This window comes from Micromonospora sp. NPDC048947, assembly GCF_040649495.1.
Lineage (GTDB): Bacteria > Actinomycetota > Actinomycetes > Mycobacteriales > Micromonosporaceae > Micromonospora > Micromonospora alfalfae.
Map to the genome: position 1 here is coordinate 157902 of NZ_JBEZFO010000018.1, position 16034 is coordinate 173935.

The following is a 16034-nucleotide window of genomic DNA, read 5'->3' on the forward strand; positions in this document are numbered from 1 at the left end:
AAAGTGCAAGATCGCGGGGAGCGGGGAGCGGGGAGCGGGGCGGGGTTAGCGGGGTTGTTCGGCGTTGCGGGCTATGTTGCGGGCCATTCCGCCGAAGACCACAGCGTGGAACGGGGCCACCGACTTCCAGTAGGCGTGCCCCGGCAGGCCACGCGGCAGGAAGACGGCGCGTTGCTGGTAACGGCTGCTGCCGTCGTCGGCCGGCAGTACCCGCATCTCCAGCCAGGCCCGGCCGGGTAGCCGCATCTCGGCGCGCAGTCGCAGCAACTCGCCCGGGACGATCTCCTCGACCCGCCAGAAGTCCAGCGCCTCACCGACCTGGAGGCGGTGTGGGTCGCGTCGACCGCGGCGTAGCCCGACCCCGCCGACCAGCCGGTCCAGCCAGCCGCGGATCGACCAGGCGAGGGGGAACGAGTACCAGCCGTGTTCGCCGCCGACGCCCTCGACGACCCGCCAGAGCGCCGCGGGTGGCGCGTCCACCGTCCGCTCCCGGACGTCGGTGTAGGCGGTGCCACCGGACCACACCGGGTCGGTGGGCAGTGGCTCGGCGGGCGCGTCCGGGCCGCTCGCGTTCGACCAGCGGGTCTCCACCTGGGCGTCGCGCACCTTGGCCAGCGCCAGCGCCACCGCCTCGTCGAAGCCGGTCAGCCCGCCGGCCGGGTCCGGGACGTAGCGGGCGATGTCGTGTTCGTGGGCGATCGCCTCGTGGATCAGGCTCTCCACCAGCGGGCGGGCGATCTTGTTCGGCACCGGGGTGATCAGGCCGACCCAGTGCGAGGAGAGCGACGGGGTGAGTGGGCGGACCGGCACGATGATCCGCCGGCGCAGCCCGGCAACCCGGGCGTAGCGCTGCATCATCTCGCGGAAGGTCAGCACGTCCGGCCCGCCGACGTCGAAGCCCCGGTTGACCTCGGCCGGCAGGTCGGCGCAGCCGGCCAGGTAGTGCAGCACGTCGCGGACCGCGATCGGTTGGATCCGGTTGCCGACCCAGCGTGGGGTGATCATGGCGGGCAGCCGCTCGGTCAGGTAGCGCAGCATCTCGAACGACGCCGAGCCGGACCCGATGATCACTGCGGCGCGGAGCACCGCCGTGGGCACCCCGCTCTCCAGCAGGATCCGACCGACCTCGGCACGGGACCGCAGGTGTGGGGAGGGCACCTCCGCGTCGGACGCCGGCTCCGGGCCGCCCAGGTAGACGATCCGCCGTACGCCGGCCGCGCGCGCCGCCGCCGCGAAGTTGGTCGCCGCCGTTCGGTCGGCCGCCTCGAAGTCGGACCGGCCCAACGAGTGCACCAGGAAGTACGCGACGTCCACGTCGGCGAACGCGGCGGCCAGCGTCTCCGGTCGACTCAGGTCCCCTTCGACGATTTCGGCCGCCGAGGCCCAGGGCACGTCGCGCAGCCGCACCGCCTTGCGGGCGAGGCAACGCACTGTGTGTCCATCCGCGAGCAGCAGCGGCGTCAGCCGCCCGCCGATGTAGCCGGTCGCTCCGGTGACGAGGCATCTCACAGGTCCCAGTCTGCGGCCCCCTAGACTCGTTCGCTGTGGAGACCGAGACGAGCACCTTCTGGGGGCCGGATTTCGCGCAGCTCAGGGCCACCGATCCGGAGATCGCCGCTGTGGTCCTCGGCGAGCTGGACCGGTTGCGGGGCGGCCTTCAGCTCATCGCCAGCGAGAACCTGACCTCGCCGGCGGTGCTGGCCGCGCTCGGTTCGACCCTGACCAACAAGTACGCCGAGGGTTACCCGGGTCGGCGCTACTACGGCGGCTGCGCCGAGGTGGACCGGGCCGAGGAGATCGGCATCGCCCGGGCCAAGGAGCTGTTCGGGGCCGAGCACGCCAACCTCCAGCCGCACTCCGGGGCGAGCGCCAACCTGGCCGCGTACGCCGCGTTGGTGCAGCCGGGGGACACGGTGCTGGCGATGGACCTGCCGCACGGCGGGCACCTCACCCACGGCAGCCGGGTGAACTTCTCCGGCAAGTGGTTCCACCCGGTCGGCTACCCGGTCCGGCCGGACACCGAGCAGATCGACTACGACGAGGTACGGGACCTGGCGCGGGCGCACCGACCCAAGCTGATCATCTGTGGGGCCACCGCGTACCCGCGTCTGATCGACTTCGCGCGGTTCCGGGAGATCGCCGACGAGGTCGGCGCGTACCTGATGGTGGACGCGGCGCACTTCATCGGCCTGGTCGCCGGCCGGGCGATCCCGTCCCCGGTGCCGTACGCCGATGTCGTCTGCGCCACCACCCACAAGGTGCTGCGCGGTCCGCGCGGCGGCATGATCCTGTGCCGCGAGTCGCTGGCCCAGCGGATCGACAAGGCGGTCTTCCCGTTCACCCAGGGCGGTCCGCTGATGCACGCTGTCGCGGCCAAGGCGGTGGCGTTGCGCGAGGCCGCCCAGCCGGAGTTCCAGACGTACGCCCGGCAGGTGGTCAGCAACGCCCAGGCGCTCGCCGCCGGGCTGGCCGACGAGGGGATGCGCCCCGTCTCCGGTGGCACGGACACCCACCTCGCACTGATCGACCTGCGGGAGCTGGGGGTGACCGGCACCGAGGCCGAGCGACGCTGCGACGCCGCGTCGATCACCCTGAACAAGAACGCCATCCCGTACGACCCGCAGCCGCCGATGGTGGCCTCCGGCATCCGGGTGGGCACCCCGAGCGTCACGACCCAGGGGATGCGCGAGGGGGAGCTGCGCCAGGTGGCGACCCTGATCGCCCGTGCGGTGCGCACCGATCCCGGTGCCCCGGGCGGTTCCGACGAGCTGACCCGGCTGGGTGCCGAGGTGTCCGAGCTGGTAGCGGCGTTCCCGGCGTACCCCCGTGGCTGAGCCCGGGGTGGTCGAGCCGGGCACCGACCGGCGGTGGCGGCTGCGGCACCTGCCGGTGTTGCTCGGGGCGTCGGCGGCGCTCGCCGTTGTCGCCGCGGTGGTGGGCGGTGTGACCGGCGGCGTCACGGCCGCGCTCGGCGCGGCGGCCGGCGTGGGCGTCACGGTGCTCAGCTACACCCTCACCACCGTGGTGCTGGCTCGGGCCGACCAGGTCAACCCGCAGTTGCTGCTGCCGCTCGGCGTGGGCCTGTACGTGCTGAAGTTCAGCCTGCTGGGTGTGGTGCTGGTGGCTGTGGCGTCGACCGGTTGGCCCGGTTTGATCCCTCTCTGCCTTGGCATCGTCGCCGGGGTGGCAGTGTGGACAGCGGTACACCTCTGGTGGCTGACCGCGGTGCACGCTCGCCGGCCCCGCGGCTGACCTGGAGGTCGTCCCAACCAGCGGACGCGCCGCAATGTGTCGGCCTCCGGTCATTTTCCGACGGGCGGAAGGGGAGTAGCGTGCCCACAGACGACGGCGCCCACGAGAAGCCCACACAACGACGGTTGTGCGGGGGGTGAGGCACAGCCTCGTCTTCCCGGCTGATATCGTTCGCCCCGTCATGGCTGGTGACCAAACCCCCCGTCCCGCCGGTGAACCGGACGATTATCCGTCCGGCGCCGGTCAGGGTTGGACCGCGCTCAGCTACCTCATCGGAGGAATGCTCGTGTGGGGTTTCATCGGCTGGCTGGTCGACCAGTGGCTCGATACTGGTGGCGTCGCCACCGGCATCGGCGTCGTGCTCGGCGTGACCGGGGGGATCATCCTCGTCGTCCGTCGGCTCGGCACGCCTACTTAGGAAGGGACACGGTGTTCGGACAGGCGAACGTTCTGGCAGCGGGCCAGGCGGCATTCCCACCCAGTGTGGACGACTTCTACCTGCCCGCGATCGTGCCCTGGGGTGTGGAGAACGCCCCGTGGTTCACCAAGTTCACGCTGATGATCTGGGTCGCGGTCGGCGTTCTGATCATCTTCTTCCTGGCGACGTACCGGAACCCGAAGTTGGTGCCGACCAAGAAGCAGTGGTTCGCCGAGTCGATCTACGGCTTCGTCCGGAACAACATCTCGGTCGACATGATCGGTCACCAGGGCGTGCGGTTCGCTCCCTACTTCACGACGCTGTTCTGCTTCGTGCTGGTGACGAACGCGTTCGCGATCATTCCGTTGTTCCAGATCTCGCCGAACTCGCACATCGCCTTCCCGGCGATCCTCGCGGTGATCAGCTACGTGCTGTTCAACTACATCGGCATCCGGCACCACGGCTTCGGCAAATACTTCAAGCACGCCCTGATCCCGCCGGCACCGTGGTACATCCTGCCGCTGCTGATCCCGATCGAGGCGTTCTCGACCTTCATCATCCGGCCGTTCTCGCTGGCCGTTCGTCTCTTCGCCAACATGTTCGCCGGCCACATGCTCCTGCTGGTCTTCACGCTCGGCGGCTTCGCGATGCTCAACGCCAACGCCTGGCTGGCGCCGATCTCGGTGGTCTCCTGGGTGATGACCGTGGCGCTGACCCTCCTCGAGGCGCTGGTCATCGTCCTGCAGGCCTACGTCTTCACCGTGCTGAGCGCCAGCTACATCCAGGGTGCGCTCGCCGAAGAGCACTGATCCACGCACCAACCGTTGTCGTCCCGCGTGAGAGTCACGCGTGATAACCAGGAGGAACCACACCAATGGACGCTAGCGTTCTCGCCGAGGTCACCGGTAGCACCGCTGCCATCGGCTACGGTCTCGCCGCCATCGGCCCGGGCATCGGCGTTGGCCTGGTCTTCGCCGCCTACATCCAGTCGACCGCCCGGCAGCCCGAGTCGTCGCGCATGACCCTGCCGTACGTCTGGATCGGCTTCGCCGTCATCGAGGCGCTCGCGCTGTTCGGCATCGCCTTCGGCTTCATCTGGGCCGGCTGATTCCGCCCCTTCCGACCGGGAGGTCACCCATGTTGTTCCTCCTCGCCGCCGAGGGTGGTGAGTCAGACCACAACCCGATCATTCCGATCTGGCAGGAGATCGTGGTCGGCACGGTCGCCTTCGCCGTGCTCTGCTTCGTGCTGATGAAGTTCGTCTTCCCGCGTATGGAGCAGACGTTCCAGGCTCGGGTCGACGCGATCGAGGGCGGCATCAAGCGCGCCGAGGCCGCCCAGGCCGAGGCGAACCAGCTGCTCGAGCAGTACCGTGCCCAGCTCGCTGAGGCCCGGACCGACGCCGCCAAGATCCGTGACGACGCGCGGGCCGACGCCGAGGGCATCCGTCAGGACATCCTCGCCAAGGCGCGGGAAGAGTCCGACCGGGTCATCCAGGCCGGCAAGGACGCGCTCGCCGCCGAGCGGGCCACCATCGTGCGCGAGCTGCGTGCGGAGGTCGGCACGATCGCGGTGGACCTGGCCAGCAAGATCGTTGGCGAGTCGCTGGCCGACGAGGCGCGGCGTAAGGGCACCGTCGACCGGTTCCTGAGCGGTCTCGAGAGCACGGGGGCCCGCTGATGCAGGCCGCCAGCCGGGAGTCGTACAAGGTCGCGGCCGAGCGCCTCGACGCGTACGTCCGCGGCGCGGAGCCGTCGGCGGTGGCCTCCACCGCCGACGCCATCCTCTCCGTGGCCACCCTGCTGCGGCGCGAGCCGCGGCTGCGCCGGGCGCTCTCCGACCCGGCCCGGTCTGGTGCGGATCGCGGCGCTCTGCTCGGCGACATGCTGGGCGGGCGGATCGGCGCTGACGCGCTCGACCTGCTCGTGTCGCTGGTCTCCGGCCGGTGGTCGGCACCGTCGGAGCTGCTCGACGGCACCGAGCGCCTCGGCGTGGAGGCGCTGCTGGCCAGCGCCGACTCCGCCGGGGAGCTGGGCGAGGTCGAGGACGAGCTGTTCCGCTTCGGCCAGGTCGTGACCGGTCAGTCGGCGCTGAGCAACGCGCTCGCGGACCCGGTCGCCCCGGTCGAGCAGCGGACCACCCTGGCCCGCGAGCTGCTCGCCGACAAGGCCCTTCCGGTCACCGTCCGCCTCGTCGAGGTCGCGCTCGGCGGGTTCGGGGGACGTTCCTTCACCGGAGCGCTCACCCGGCTGGTCGAGCTCGCCGCCGAACGGCGTGACCGGCAGGTGGCGTACGTGACCGTCGCGGCCCCGTTGAGTGACGAGGACGAGCGTCGGCTGGGTGCGAGCCTCACCGCGATATACGGTCGGGAGGTCTCCGTCAAGCAGACGGTCGACCCCGCCGTCCTCGGTGGCGTGAGCGTCCGGGTCGGTTCCGACCTGTACGACGGCACCATCCTGCGCCGCCTCAACGAGACCCGCAACGCGCTCGCGAAGCGCTGATCGGCTGCACCGCCCCGTGTTGGGGCGGTGTGTCGCCCAGCAATGCGGTGGTTCCGCCGCCTCACCGTTGGGGCGGCTCCGCCGCCGCAGCGCCCGGATTGACAGACGCCATTCGGACCGGTTGGTACTAGGTATCCCGGGCCCCTGAATTTTAAGGAAGCAGAGGATGGCCGAGCTGACCATCTCGACGGAGGAGATTCGCGGCGCCCTGGAGCGCTACGTCTCCTCTTACTCGTCCGACGTCTCCCGCGAGGAGGTCGGCACCGTCGCCGACACCGGCGACGGTATCGCCCACGTCGAGGGCCTGCCCTCGACCAAGACCAACGAGCTCCTGGAGTTCGAGGACGGCACGCTCGGCGTGGCGTTGAACCTCGACGTCCGGGAGATCGGCGTCGTCGTCCTCGGTGACTCCGCCAAGCTGGAGGAGGGGCAGCGGGTCAAGCGCACCGACCGGGTGCTCTCCGTGCCCGTCGGCGATGCCTTCCTCGGCCGCGTGGTCAACGCGCTCGGCCAGCCGATCGACGGCCTCGGCGACATCGCCGACGAGGGCTACCGCGAGCTGGAGCTGCAGGCTCCGAACGTGATGTCCCGGCAGTCGGTGTTCGAGCCGCTGCAGACCGGCATCAAGGCGATCGACGCGATGACCCCGATCGGTCGGGGCCAGCGGCAGCTGATCATCGGCGACCGGAAGACCGGCAAGACCACTGTCGCCCTGGACGCCATCCTCAACCAGCGGGACAACTGGCGCACCGGCGACCCGAAGAAGCAGGTTCGCTGCATCTACGTCGCCATCGGCCAGAAGGCCTCCACCATCGCCTCCATCAAGGGGCAGTTGGAGGAGGCGGGCGCGATGGAGTACACCACCATCGTGGCCTCCCCGGCGTCCGACCCGGCCGGCTTCAAGTACATCGCCCCGTACACCGGCTCGTCCATCGGGCAGCACTGGATGTACGGCGGCAAGCACGTCCTGATCGTCTTCGACGACCTGAGCAAGCAGGCCGAGGCGTACCGGGCCGTGTCGCTGCTGCTGCGTCGCCCGCCGGGCCGTGAGGCGTACCCGGGCGACGTCTTCTACCTGCACTCGCGTCTGCTGGAGCGTTGCGCGAAGCTCTCCGACGAGCTGGGTGGCGGCTCGATGACCGGTCTGCCGATCATCGAGACGAAGGCCAACGACATCTCGGCCTTCATCCCGACCAACGTCATCTCGATCACCGACGGCCAGATCTTCCTGGAGACCGACCTGTTCAACCAGGGCGTCCGTCCGGCGATCAACGTCGGTACCTCGGTCTCCCGGGTCGGTGGCGCCGCGCAGGTGAAGCCGATGCGTAAGGTCGCCGGTTCGCTGCGTCTCAACCTGGCCCAGTACCGCGAGCTGGAGGCGTTCGCCGCCTTCGCCTCCGACCTGGACAAGGCCTCCCGGGCACAGCTGGACCGCGGTGTCCGGCTGGTCGAGCTGCTCAAGCAGCCGAACTACTCGCCGTACCCGGTGCAGGAAGAGGTCGTCTCGGTCTGGGCCGGCACCGAGGGCAAGCTGGACGACATCCCGGTGGGTGAGGTCCGGCGCTTCGAGTCGGAGTTCCTCCAGTACCTGCGGCACAAGCACGCGGGTGTGCTGGCCGGGATCGCCGACAACCAGTGGGGCGACGACATCGTCGGCTCGCTGGACAAGGCGATCAGCGAGTTCAAGCAGGTCTTCCTCGGCAAGGACGACGAGCGCAAGGTCAACGACGCGCCGGCCGCGCCACTGGAGGGCGAGGAGAACCGCGAGACGGTGACCCGCTTCCGCGACGGCGCGACCGACCGCCCGGCCGAGAGCTGATCCCATGGCGGCCCAGGTACGCGTTCTTCGTCAACGGATCCGCTCGGCGAAGTCGATGAAGAAGATCACCAAGGCGATGGAGCTCGTGGCGACGAGCCGGATCGCCAAGGCCCAGGCCCGGGTGCAGGCGTCCCTGCCGTACGCCCAGGCCATCACCGGCGTGCTCACGGCGCTGGCGTCCAACGCGCGGATCGACCACCCGCTGCTCACCCCGCGCGAGCGGGTGCGCCGGGCGGGCGTCCTGTTGGTCACCAGCGACCGTGGCCTGGCCGGCGGCTACAGCGCCAACGCGATCAAGATGGCGGAGTCGCTGATCGCGCGGCTCAAGGCGGACGGCAAGGAGCCGGTGCTCTACGTCATCGGGCGTAAGGGCGTCGGGTTCTACCGGTTCCGCAACCGGCCGATCGAGGCCAACTGGACGGGCTTCAGCGAGCAGCCCTCGTTCGAGGACGCCCGCACTGTGGGTGAGACGCTGATCAAGGCGTTCACGGCCGGCGCGGACGATGTCGACGGCGGTGCAGGCGCGGACGGGGTGCTCGGCGTCGACGAGTTGCACATCGTCTACACCGAGTTCCACTCGCTGATGACGCAGAACCCGGTCACCAAGATCATTGGTCCGATGCAGGTGGAGGACCGGCCGCGCTCCGAGGGGCTGCTGCCGGCGTACGAGTTCGAGCCGGAGGCGGAGGCGCTGCTCGACGCGCTCCTGCCGAGGTACATCAACACGCGGATCTACGCGGCGTTGATCGAGTCGGCGGCGAGTGAGTCGGCGGCACGGCGGCGGGCGATGAAGAGCGCCACCGACAACGCCGAAGACATGATCGAGAAGTACACGCGTGAGATGAACTCGGCTCGCCAGGCCGGGATCACCCAGGAGATCAGCGAGATCGTCGGCGGCGCCAACGCGCTGGCCGCGTCGGGAAGTGAAGTGTGATGACTGCACCAGTAGAGACCAAGACGGCCACGGGTCGCGTGGTCCGGGTCATCGGCCCGGTCGTCGACGCCGAGTTCCCGCGCGACGCCATGCCGGCCCTGTTCAACGCCCTGAACGTGACGGTGAACCTGTCCGGCGGTGAGAAGACGCTGACCCTGGAGGTTGCCCAGCACCTGGGTGACAACCTGGTCCGTGCCATCTCGATGCAGCCGACGGACGGCCTGGTCCGTGGCGCGGAGGTGCGCGACCGCGGCAAGCCGATCACCGTTCCGGTGGGCGACGCGGTCAAGGGCCACGTGTTCAACGCGATCGGCGAGGTGCTCAACCTCAAAGAGGGCGAGACCCTGACCCCGGACGACCACTGGGGTATCCACCGCAAGGCCCCGGCCTTCGCGGACCTGGAGCCGAAGACCGAGATGCTGGAGACCGGCATCAAGGTCATCGACCTTCTCGCCCCGTACGTCAAGGGCGGCAAGATCGGCCTGTTCGGCGGCGCGGGTGTGGGCAAGACGGTGCTCATCCAGGAGATGATCACCCGGGTTGCCCGTAACTTCGGTGGTACCTCGGTCTTCGCCGGCGTGGGTGAGCGCACCCGTGAGGGCAACGACCTCATCGCCGAGATGACCGAGTCCGGCGTCATCGACAAGACCGCGCTTGTCTACGGCCAGATGGACGAGCCGCCGGGCACCCGGCTGCGGGTGGCGCTGTCCGCGCTGACCATGGCCGAGTACTTCCGGGACGTGAAGAAGCAGGAGGTGCTGCTCTTCATCGACAACATCTTCCGCTTCACGCAGGCCGGCTCGGAGGTCTCCACCCTGCTCGGCCGTATGCCGAGCGCCGTGGGTTACCAGCCGACCCTGGCCGACGAGATGGGCGAGCTCCAGGAGCGGATCACCTCCGTCCGGGGCCAGGCCATCACCTCCATGCAGGCGATCTACGTGCCGGCGGACGACTACACCGACCCCGCCCCGGCCACCACGTTCGCCCACCTGGACGCGACCACCAACCTGGAGCGGTCGATCTCCGACAAGGGCATCTACCCGGCCGTGGACCCGCTGGCGTCCTCGTCCCGGATCCTCGCCCCGGAGTTCGTCGGCAACGAGCACTTCCAGGTGGCCACCGAGGTGAAGCGGATCCTGCAGCGCTACAAGGACCTGCAGGACATCATCGCCATCCTCGGCATCGAGGAGCTCTCCGAGGAAGACAAGATCACCGTGGCTCGCGCCCGGCGGATCGAGCGCTTCCTGTCGCAGAACACCTACGCGGCGGAGCAGTTCACCGGCGTACCGGGCTCGACGGTCCCGATCAAGGAGACCATCGAGGCGTTCCGGAAGATCAGCGAGGGTGAGTACGATCACTTCCCCGAGCAGGCGTTCTTCATGTGCGGCGGCCTCGAGGACCTTGAGAAGAAGGCTGAGGAGCTGATGAAGGGCTGACCAGCCCTCATCCGACTCGTAGCAAAAGACTGCCCCGGCAATGCCGGGGCAGTCTTTTGTTCATGTTCGCGTCCTACCATCGTCGCGGTCCGTTACTCGTGGTCGTCACTTTGGAGGCTCCCGAGCTACGGTTCGTTCCGCGCTCACCTGAACGAGCGTTGATCTTTGCAACCTTTCGGCGACGTGCGCCCGTCTTCCTCGTCGTGGGCGTAACGAACGGAGATGCTCGTGGGTAAGGCCGGCAAGAGGGGCCGCAAGCCGTCCATCTGGCGAGGTGTGCCGCGGTGGGCCAGGATCTGCACCGTGTTCGGCACGGTGCTGGCCGTGCTCAGCGGCGCCGTGCTGGTCGGCACCGAGGTGCTGATGGCCCGCTACGAGGGGTCCGTCGGCAAGGCAGACCTCTTCGGCGACCAGGCCGCGGGCGCCCAGGCGAAGAAGAGCGACATCAAGGGCCCGCTCAACATCCTGCTCGTCGGCATCGACCCGCGTACGCCGACAGCCGCGCCGCTGGCCGACTCGATCATGGTGCTGCACGTGCCGGCCTCGATGGACCGGGCCTACCTGTTCTCGCTGCCGCGTGACCTCTACGTGCGGATCCCGGCGTTCAAGAAGGCCGACTTCCCGGGTGAGACCACGAAGATCAACGCCGCGATGTCGTTCGGCAGCAAGGTGCCGGGGGCCAACCCCGACGCGGCACGGGGCTTCGAGTTGCTGGCCACCACAGTGCAGAACGTCACGGGCATCAAGCGCTTCGACGCGGGCGCGATCATCAACTTCACCGGTTTCCAGAAGATCGTCGACGCCATGGGCGGTGTCGACATGTACATCGAGCGCGACGTGAAGTCCGAGCACAAGCAGCCGGACGGCAAGCCTCGGCCGGGCAACACCCGTGGTGAGGGCTACGTCGGCCCGCAGGCGCTCTACAAGAAGGGCAACCGGCACCTGAGTGGGTGGCAGGCGCTGGACTACGTCCGGCAGCGCTACCCGAAGAACGGCGTTCCGGATTCCGACTACGGCCGGCAGCGCCACCAGCAGCAGTTCGTCAAGGCCATGGTCGGCCAGGCGTTCAGCGCCGACGTGGTGTCCAACCCGATCAAGCTGGACAAGGTGCTCCGCGCCGCCGGCCAGTCGTTGATCTTCAACGGTCGAGGCAACAGCGTGGTCGACTTCGGCCTCGCCCTGAAGGACATCCGCCCGAACACCATCGAGATGATCAAGCTGCCCGGTGGCGGGGTCTTCGAGGGTCAGAAGTACCTGGGCGAGCAGTTCCAGGACGGCGTTCCGGACTTCTTCACCGCCCTGCACAACGAGCAACTCGACCCGTTCCTGCTGGAGCACCCGGAATTTGTGAACAAGGCCAAGTAGTCAGGGCGGCGTTGTCCCCACCCGCGTTGGGCGCGCCGCGTCGTCAGGCTAGACTTTCGGCAATCCGTAGCCGCAGCAAGGAGACAGCGTGGCACAGCAGCTTCACGTCGAGCTCGTCGCCGTCGAGGAGAAGGTCTGGTCCGGTGACGCCGAGATGGTCGTCGCCCGGACGACCGAAGGCGAGCTCGGTGTCCTGCCGGGGCACGCGCCGCTGCTCGGCCAACTCGCCGAGCCCGGCCAGGTACGCATCAAGCTCGCCGGCGGTGAGCAGGTCGCCTACGAGGTGGCCGGCGGCTTCCTCTCGGTGAGCGCCGACGGTGTCACAGTGCTGGCCGAGAGCGCAACCCCGGTCTCCGCGCAGAGCCGCTGAGCCACACCGGGGATGGAGATCGTCGAAGGATTCGGAATCGGCGTTGTCGTCATCCTCGGCGCGCTACTGATCCTCTTCGTCCGGCGAGCTCTGGTCACCCGCAGCGGTGGCATCATCCGGCTCAGCGTCCGGGTCTCCACCATGCTCGACGGCCGCGGCTGGTCGCCCGGCTTCGGCCGGTTCGCCGGTGACGAGTTGCGCTGGTACCGGATGTTCAGCTTCGCGATCCGGCCCAAGCGGGTGCTCTCCCGCAAGGGGTTGGCAGTGGAGCGCCGCCGGTTGCCCGAAGGTCAGGAACGGTTCTCCATGCCGGCCGACTGGGTGATCCTCCGCTGTACCAGTCACCACGCACCGGTGGAGATCGCCATGGCGCGATCGACAGTCACCGGTTTTCTCTCCTGGCTCGAGGCCGCCCCTCCGGGGGCGGTCTCGCCGCGTATGGCCTCCCAGGACTGGCCGGCTGCCTGACCTGCTCTTCGGTGGTTGCTCTTCTGGGTTTCCGGGGGAGCCCGCCCGGCTCCGGGCGGTCAGGCTTGATCCCTGCGCCGGGCGGGCTCCCCCGGAAACCCCTTCGTGGGCACTGTCCGCCGTTCTGGCGCGTTTTTCATCACCTGCCGTTACCGGTGCGGCTGAGTCCCGCCTGTTCAGTGGCCGGGCGCGGGTGATCGACTCGGGTTCCTTGAAATCGCGGTGTCGTGGTGGCCAGGATGGCCCGACTTCATGGAACCCGAGTCGATCTAGACGCTGACTCGCCCTGGCCCTGGCGGAGGTCGCCCGGAGGACGAGTCGGCCCTGGCTACGCGTGGTGGCCGGCAGAGTGGGAACCCAGACCTTGACGTGGTGCGGAGCGCCCGACGTTCAGCGCTTGCCGCCCGGCACCCATAGCACGTCTCCTGCCGGATTTGCCGTTCTTGACAGGATAAACAGCAGATCGGAGAGCCGGTTGAGATACTTTGCCGGGAGCGTGCTGGTTCGTTCCGGATCGTGGCTCACCAGCGCCCACGCTGCCCGTTCGGCACGCCGGGCGACGGTCCGCGCCACGTGCAGCAGCGCCGCACCTGCGGTGCCGCCGGGGAGGATGAAGGAGTCGAGCTTGCTCAGGCGTGCGTTGTACTCGTCGCACCAGCCCTCCAGGCGCTCGACGTACTCCTCGGTCACCCGCAGCGGCGGGTACTTCGGCTCCGGCTCGACCGGGGTGGCCAGGTCGGCGCCGACGTCGAACAGGTCGTTCTGCACCGACCCCAGCACGCCGCGAAGCTCCTCGTCGAGGTCTCCCAGCGCGAGCGCGACGCCGATCGCCGCGTTGCACTCGTCGACATCCGCGTACGCGGCGATCCGCGGATCGGTCTTCGGCACCTGCTCGTTGTTGCTCAGCCTGGTCATGCCGGCGTCGCCGGCCTTTGTGTAGATGCGCGTGAGGTGGACGGCCATGACGCACAGCCTACGGATTCCCGACCTGACGATCCCGGCGCGGCCGGACAGCACCGCCGGCTGGCCGGTGGTGGTGGGCCCCGGCGACGCCGGCGATTCGGCGGTCAACGATGTCGACGTCATCCGGGTACGCGGTGACGGCCGACTGTCCGGCACCGTGCACGTTGTCGGTGCCAAGAACTCGGCGTTGAAGTTGATGGCCGCCGCGCTGCTCGCGCCGGGCCGCAGCGTGATCACCAACGTCCCCCGGATCACCGACATCGCGATCATGGGGGAGGTGCTGCGTCGGTTGGGCTGCGACGTCCAGTTCGACGTCGACGACCCGGTCGACCCGATGGTCGCCAGGGGCGGCGTGGCCCGGTCCCGGTCGGTGACGATCGACGTGCCCGAGCAGCCGGGCGCGGAGGCCGACTACGACCTGGTCCGACGGTTGCGCGCGTCGATCTGCGTGCTCGGCCCGTTGCTGGCCCGCCGAGGGTACGTGCGGGTGGCCCATCCCGGCGGCGACGCGATCGGGTCGCGGGGGTTGGACATGCACATCTCCGGGCTGACCCGGATGGGCGCGGAGATCTCCGGTGAGCACGGGTTCGTCATCGCCTCCGCCCCGCACGGTCTGCGTGGCGCTGACATCGTGCTGGATTTCCCCAGCGTCGGCGCGACCGAGAACCTGGTGATGGCGGCGGTGCTCGCCCAGGGCACCACGATGATCGACAACGCGGCCCGGGAGCCGGAGATTGTCGACATCTGCACGATGCTCAACCAGATGGGCGCGCGCATCGTCGGCGCGGGCACGTCCACGTTGCGGATCACCGGTGTGCCTGGTCTGCGTCCGGTGCGCCACGCCACGGTGGGGGACCGGATCGTCGCCGGCACCTGGGCGTTCGGCGCGGCGATGACCCGGGGCGACGTGACGGTGACCGGGCTGGACCCGGCCTTCCTGGAGGTCGCCCTGGACAAGGTGGTGGCCGCAGGCGGGCTGGTGGAGACCCGGGGAGACGGCTTCCGTGTACGGATGGACGAGCGACCACGGGCGGTGGACGTGGTGACCCTGCCGTACCCCGGCTTCGCCACCGACCTGCTGCCGATGGCGATCGGGCTGGCGGTCGTCAGCGACGGCGCCTCCCTGATCACCGAGAACATCTTCGACGGCCGGTTCATGTTCGCCAACGAGATGATGCGGCTCGGCGCGGACATCAAGACCGACGGGCATCACGCGGTGGTCCGGGGACGGGACCGGCTCTCCGGTGCCCCGGTGCGGGCCACCGACATCCGGGCCGGCGCGGGGCTGATCATTGCCGGGCTCTGCGCGGAGGGGGTCACCGAGGTCTCCCACGTGCACCACGTCGACCGGGGCTACCCGGACTTCGTTGCCGACCTGCGTGCGCTCGGGGTGGCCGTCGAGCGGGGCACCACGCCGGAGGAGCCGGCACTGGAGATCTGACGCCCCCGCCACTTAGTCATCGTTCAGTCTCGCCGACTAGGGTGCAGGCAGGCACTCAATCGCAGCGAGGGAGAAGTAGATGGCGGGTCGACTCGCGGTCGTCGGGGCCGGGTTGATGGGTTCCGGCATCGCCCAGGTGGCGGCGCAGGCGGGCTGGCAGGTGACGCTGCGCGACCTGGACGACGCGGCCACCACCCGGGGTCTGGGCGGTATTCGGAAGTCACTGGAGAAGTTCGCCGAGAAGGGCAAGATCGAGGCGTCCGAGGTCGAGGCGACGCTGGCTCGGATCACCCCGACCACCGACCTGGAGGCGGCGGCGGACGCGGACATCGTGGTCGAGGCGGTATTCGAGCGCCTGGAGATCAAGCACGAGGTGTTCCGCGCCCTGGACAAGATCTGCAAGTCGGACGCGGTGCTCGCCACCAACACGTCGGCAATCCCGGTCACCCAGATCGCCGCGGTGACCGAGCGGCCCGAGGCTGTCGTCGGCACGCACTTCTTCTCCCCGGTGCCGATGATGCAGCTCTGCGAGCTGGTACGCGGTTACAAGACCAGCGACGCCACGCTGGACACCGCGCGGGTCTTCGCCGAGGAGATCGGCAAGACGGTCGTGGTGGTGAACCGGGACATCGCCGGCTTCGTCACCACCCGGCTGATCTCCGCCCTGGTGATGGAGGCGGTCAAGCTGGTCGAGTCCGGCGTGGTGTCCGCGGAGGACCTGGACACCGCCTGCCGGCTGGGCTTCGGGCACGCGATGGGCCCGCTGGCCACCACCGACCTGACCGGGGTGGACGTGCTGCTGCACGCCTCGAAGAACATCTACACCGACACCGCCGACGAGAAGTTCTTCCCGCCGGAGCTGCTCCAGCGGATGGTCACCGCCGGTGACCTGGGCCGCAAGACCGGCAAGGGCTTCTACACGTACTGAGTGGTGGCGGCCGGGGGGGGGGGCCCCCCCCCCCGGCCCCGCAGCCCGCGCGCGTGGTGGGGCCCCGGGAGGTGGTGAGGCAGACCACCCCACCGCTCACCCACCACACAACCCCCACCCACCCCCCCCCGCCCACCAC

17 protein-coding genes are annotated in these 16034 nt (G+C 69.2%); 15 read left to right on the plus strand and 2 right to left on the minus strand.

Features of this window, described 5'->3' with window-relative positions; genetic code table 11:
• Positions 1-45 precede the first annotated feature (45 nt).
• Positions 46-1509, minus strand: a complete 1464-nt coding sequence (locus tag AB0B98_RS24690) for an SDR family oxidoreductase (protein WP_357365608.1) — start codon at positions 1507-1509, stop codon at positions 46-48.
• A 35-nt stretch (positions 1510-1544) separates the two neighbouring features.
• On the opposite strand from AB0B98_RS24690, the gene glyA reads away from it, so the two are divergent.
• The 13 genes from glyA (at position 1545) to AB0B98_RS24755 (ending at position 12563) form a co-directional block, all read left to right on the plus strand.
• The gene (glyA, locus tag AB0B98_RS24695; RefSeq protein WP_357365610.1) at positions 1545-2834 is read left to right on the plus strand and encodes a serine hydroxymethyltransferase; all 1290 of its coding nucleotides are present in this window, start codon (positions 1545-1547) and stop codon (positions 2832-2834) included.
• Positions 2827-3252, plus strand: coding sequence for a hypothetical protein (locus AB0B98_RS24700; protein WP_238670536.1), 426 nt, complete (start codon positions 2827-2829; stop codon positions 3250-3252). Before glyA ends, AB0B98_RS24700 begins: the two co-directional genes overlap by 8 nt.
• A gap of 181 nt (positions 3253-3433) precedes the next feature.
• On the plus strand, positions 3434-3670 hold the full coding sequence (locus AB0B98_RS24705) for an AtpZ/AtpI family protein (protein WP_091405894.1): 237 nt from the start codon (positions 3434-3436) through the stop codon (positions 3668-3670).
• Between the two features lie 11 nt (positions 3671-3681).
• Complete coding sequence (gene atpB, locus AB0B98_RS24710) at positions 3682-4479, plus strand: F0F1 ATP synthase subunit A (RefSeq protein WP_357365612.1); 798 nt, start codon at positions 3682-3684, stop codon at positions 4477-4479.
• A 65-nt stretch (positions 4480-4544) separates the two neighbouring features.
• Complete coding sequence (locus AB0B98_RS24715; protein ID WP_091405890.1) at positions 4545-4778, plus strand: ATP synthase F0 subunit C; 234 nt, start codon at positions 4545-4547, stop codon at positions 4776-4778.
• Between the two features lie 32 nt (positions 4779-4810).
• Positions 4811-5350: a F0F1 ATP synthase subunit B gene (locus AB0B98_RS24720; protein ID WP_112584053.1), complete on the plus strand. Its 540-nt coding sequence runs from the start codon at positions 4811-4813 to the stop codon at positions 5348-5350.
• Complete coding sequence (locus AB0B98_RS24725; RefSeq protein ID WP_357365614.1) at positions 5350-6171, plus strand: F0F1 ATP synthase subunit delta; 822 nt, start codon at positions 5350-5352, stop codon at positions 6169-6171. Before AB0B98_RS24720 ends, AB0B98_RS24725 begins: the two co-directional genes overlap by 1 nt.
• A 166-nt stretch (positions 6172-6337) precedes the next feature.
• On the plus strand, positions 6338-7990 hold the full coding sequence (gene atpA / locus AB0B98_RS24730; protein ID WP_357365616.1) for a F0F1 ATP synthase subunit alpha: 1653 nt from the start codon (positions 6338-6340) through the stop codon (positions 7988-7990).
• Positions 7991-7994: 4 nt separating this feature from the next.
• Positions 7995-8924, plus strand: coding sequence for a F0F1 ATP synthase subunit gamma (locus AB0B98_RS24735; protein ID WP_238670533.1), 930 nt, complete (start codon positions 7995-7997; stop codon positions 8922-8924).
• Complete coding sequence (gene atpD / locus AB0B98_RS24740) at positions 8924-10360, plus strand: F0F1 ATP synthase subunit beta (RefSeq protein WP_357365618.1); 1437 nt, start codon at positions 8924-8926, stop codon at positions 10358-10360. The genes AB0B98_RS24735 and atpD overlap by 1 nt, the downstream gene beginning before the upstream one ends.
• Positions 10361-10582: 222 nt before the next feature.
• Positions 10583-11725 (plus strand): LCP family protein, encoded by a 1143-nt coding sequence (locus tag AB0B98_RS24745; RefSeq protein WP_357365620.1) that lies wholly within the window; start codon positions 10583-10585, stop codon positions 11723-11725.
• Positions 11726-11813: 88 nt separating this feature from the next.
• Positions 11814-12095, plus strand: a complete 282-nt coding sequence (locus tag AB0B98_RS24750) for a F0F1 ATP synthase subunit epsilon (protein WP_030333186.1) — start codon at positions 11814-11816, stop codon at positions 12093-12095.
• A gap of 12 nt (positions 12096-12107) precedes the next feature.
• Complete coding sequence (locus tag AB0B98_RS24755) at positions 12108-12563, plus strand: DUF2550 domain-containing protein (RefSeq protein ID WP_124857610.1); 456 nt, start codon at positions 12108-12110, stop codon at positions 12561-12563.
• 390 nt (positions 12564-12953) lie between these two features.
• On the opposite strand, the gene AB0B98_RS24760 is transcribed toward AB0B98_RS24755, so the two are convergent.
• The gene (locus AB0B98_RS24760; protein ID WP_238670530.1) at positions 12954-13526 is read right to left on the minus strand and encodes a cob(I)yrinic acid a,c-diamide adenosyltransferase; all 573 of its coding nucleotides are present in this window, start codon (positions 13524-13526) and stop codon (positions 12954-12956) included.
• On the opposite strand from AB0B98_RS24760, the gene murA reads away from it, so the two are divergent.
• Together murA and AB0B98_RS24770 are read left to right on the plus strand one after the other, a co-directional pair.
• Positions 13525-14967: a UDP-N-acetylglucosamine 1-carboxyvinyltransferase gene (gene murA / locus AB0B98_RS24765; protein ID WP_357365623.1), complete on the plus strand. Its 1443-nt coding sequence runs from the start codon at positions 13525-13527 to the stop codon at positions 14965-14967. The two genes, AB0B98_RS24760 and murA, sit on opposite strands and share 2 nt — an antisense overlap.
• 79 nt (positions 14968-15046) lie before the next feature.
• Complete coding sequence (locus AB0B98_RS24770) at positions 15047-15895, plus strand: 3-hydroxyacyl-CoA dehydrogenase family protein (protein ID WP_124773549.1); 849 nt, start codon at positions 15047-15049, stop codon at positions 15893-15895.
• The last annotated feature ends 139 nt before the right edge of the window (positions 15896-16034 follow it).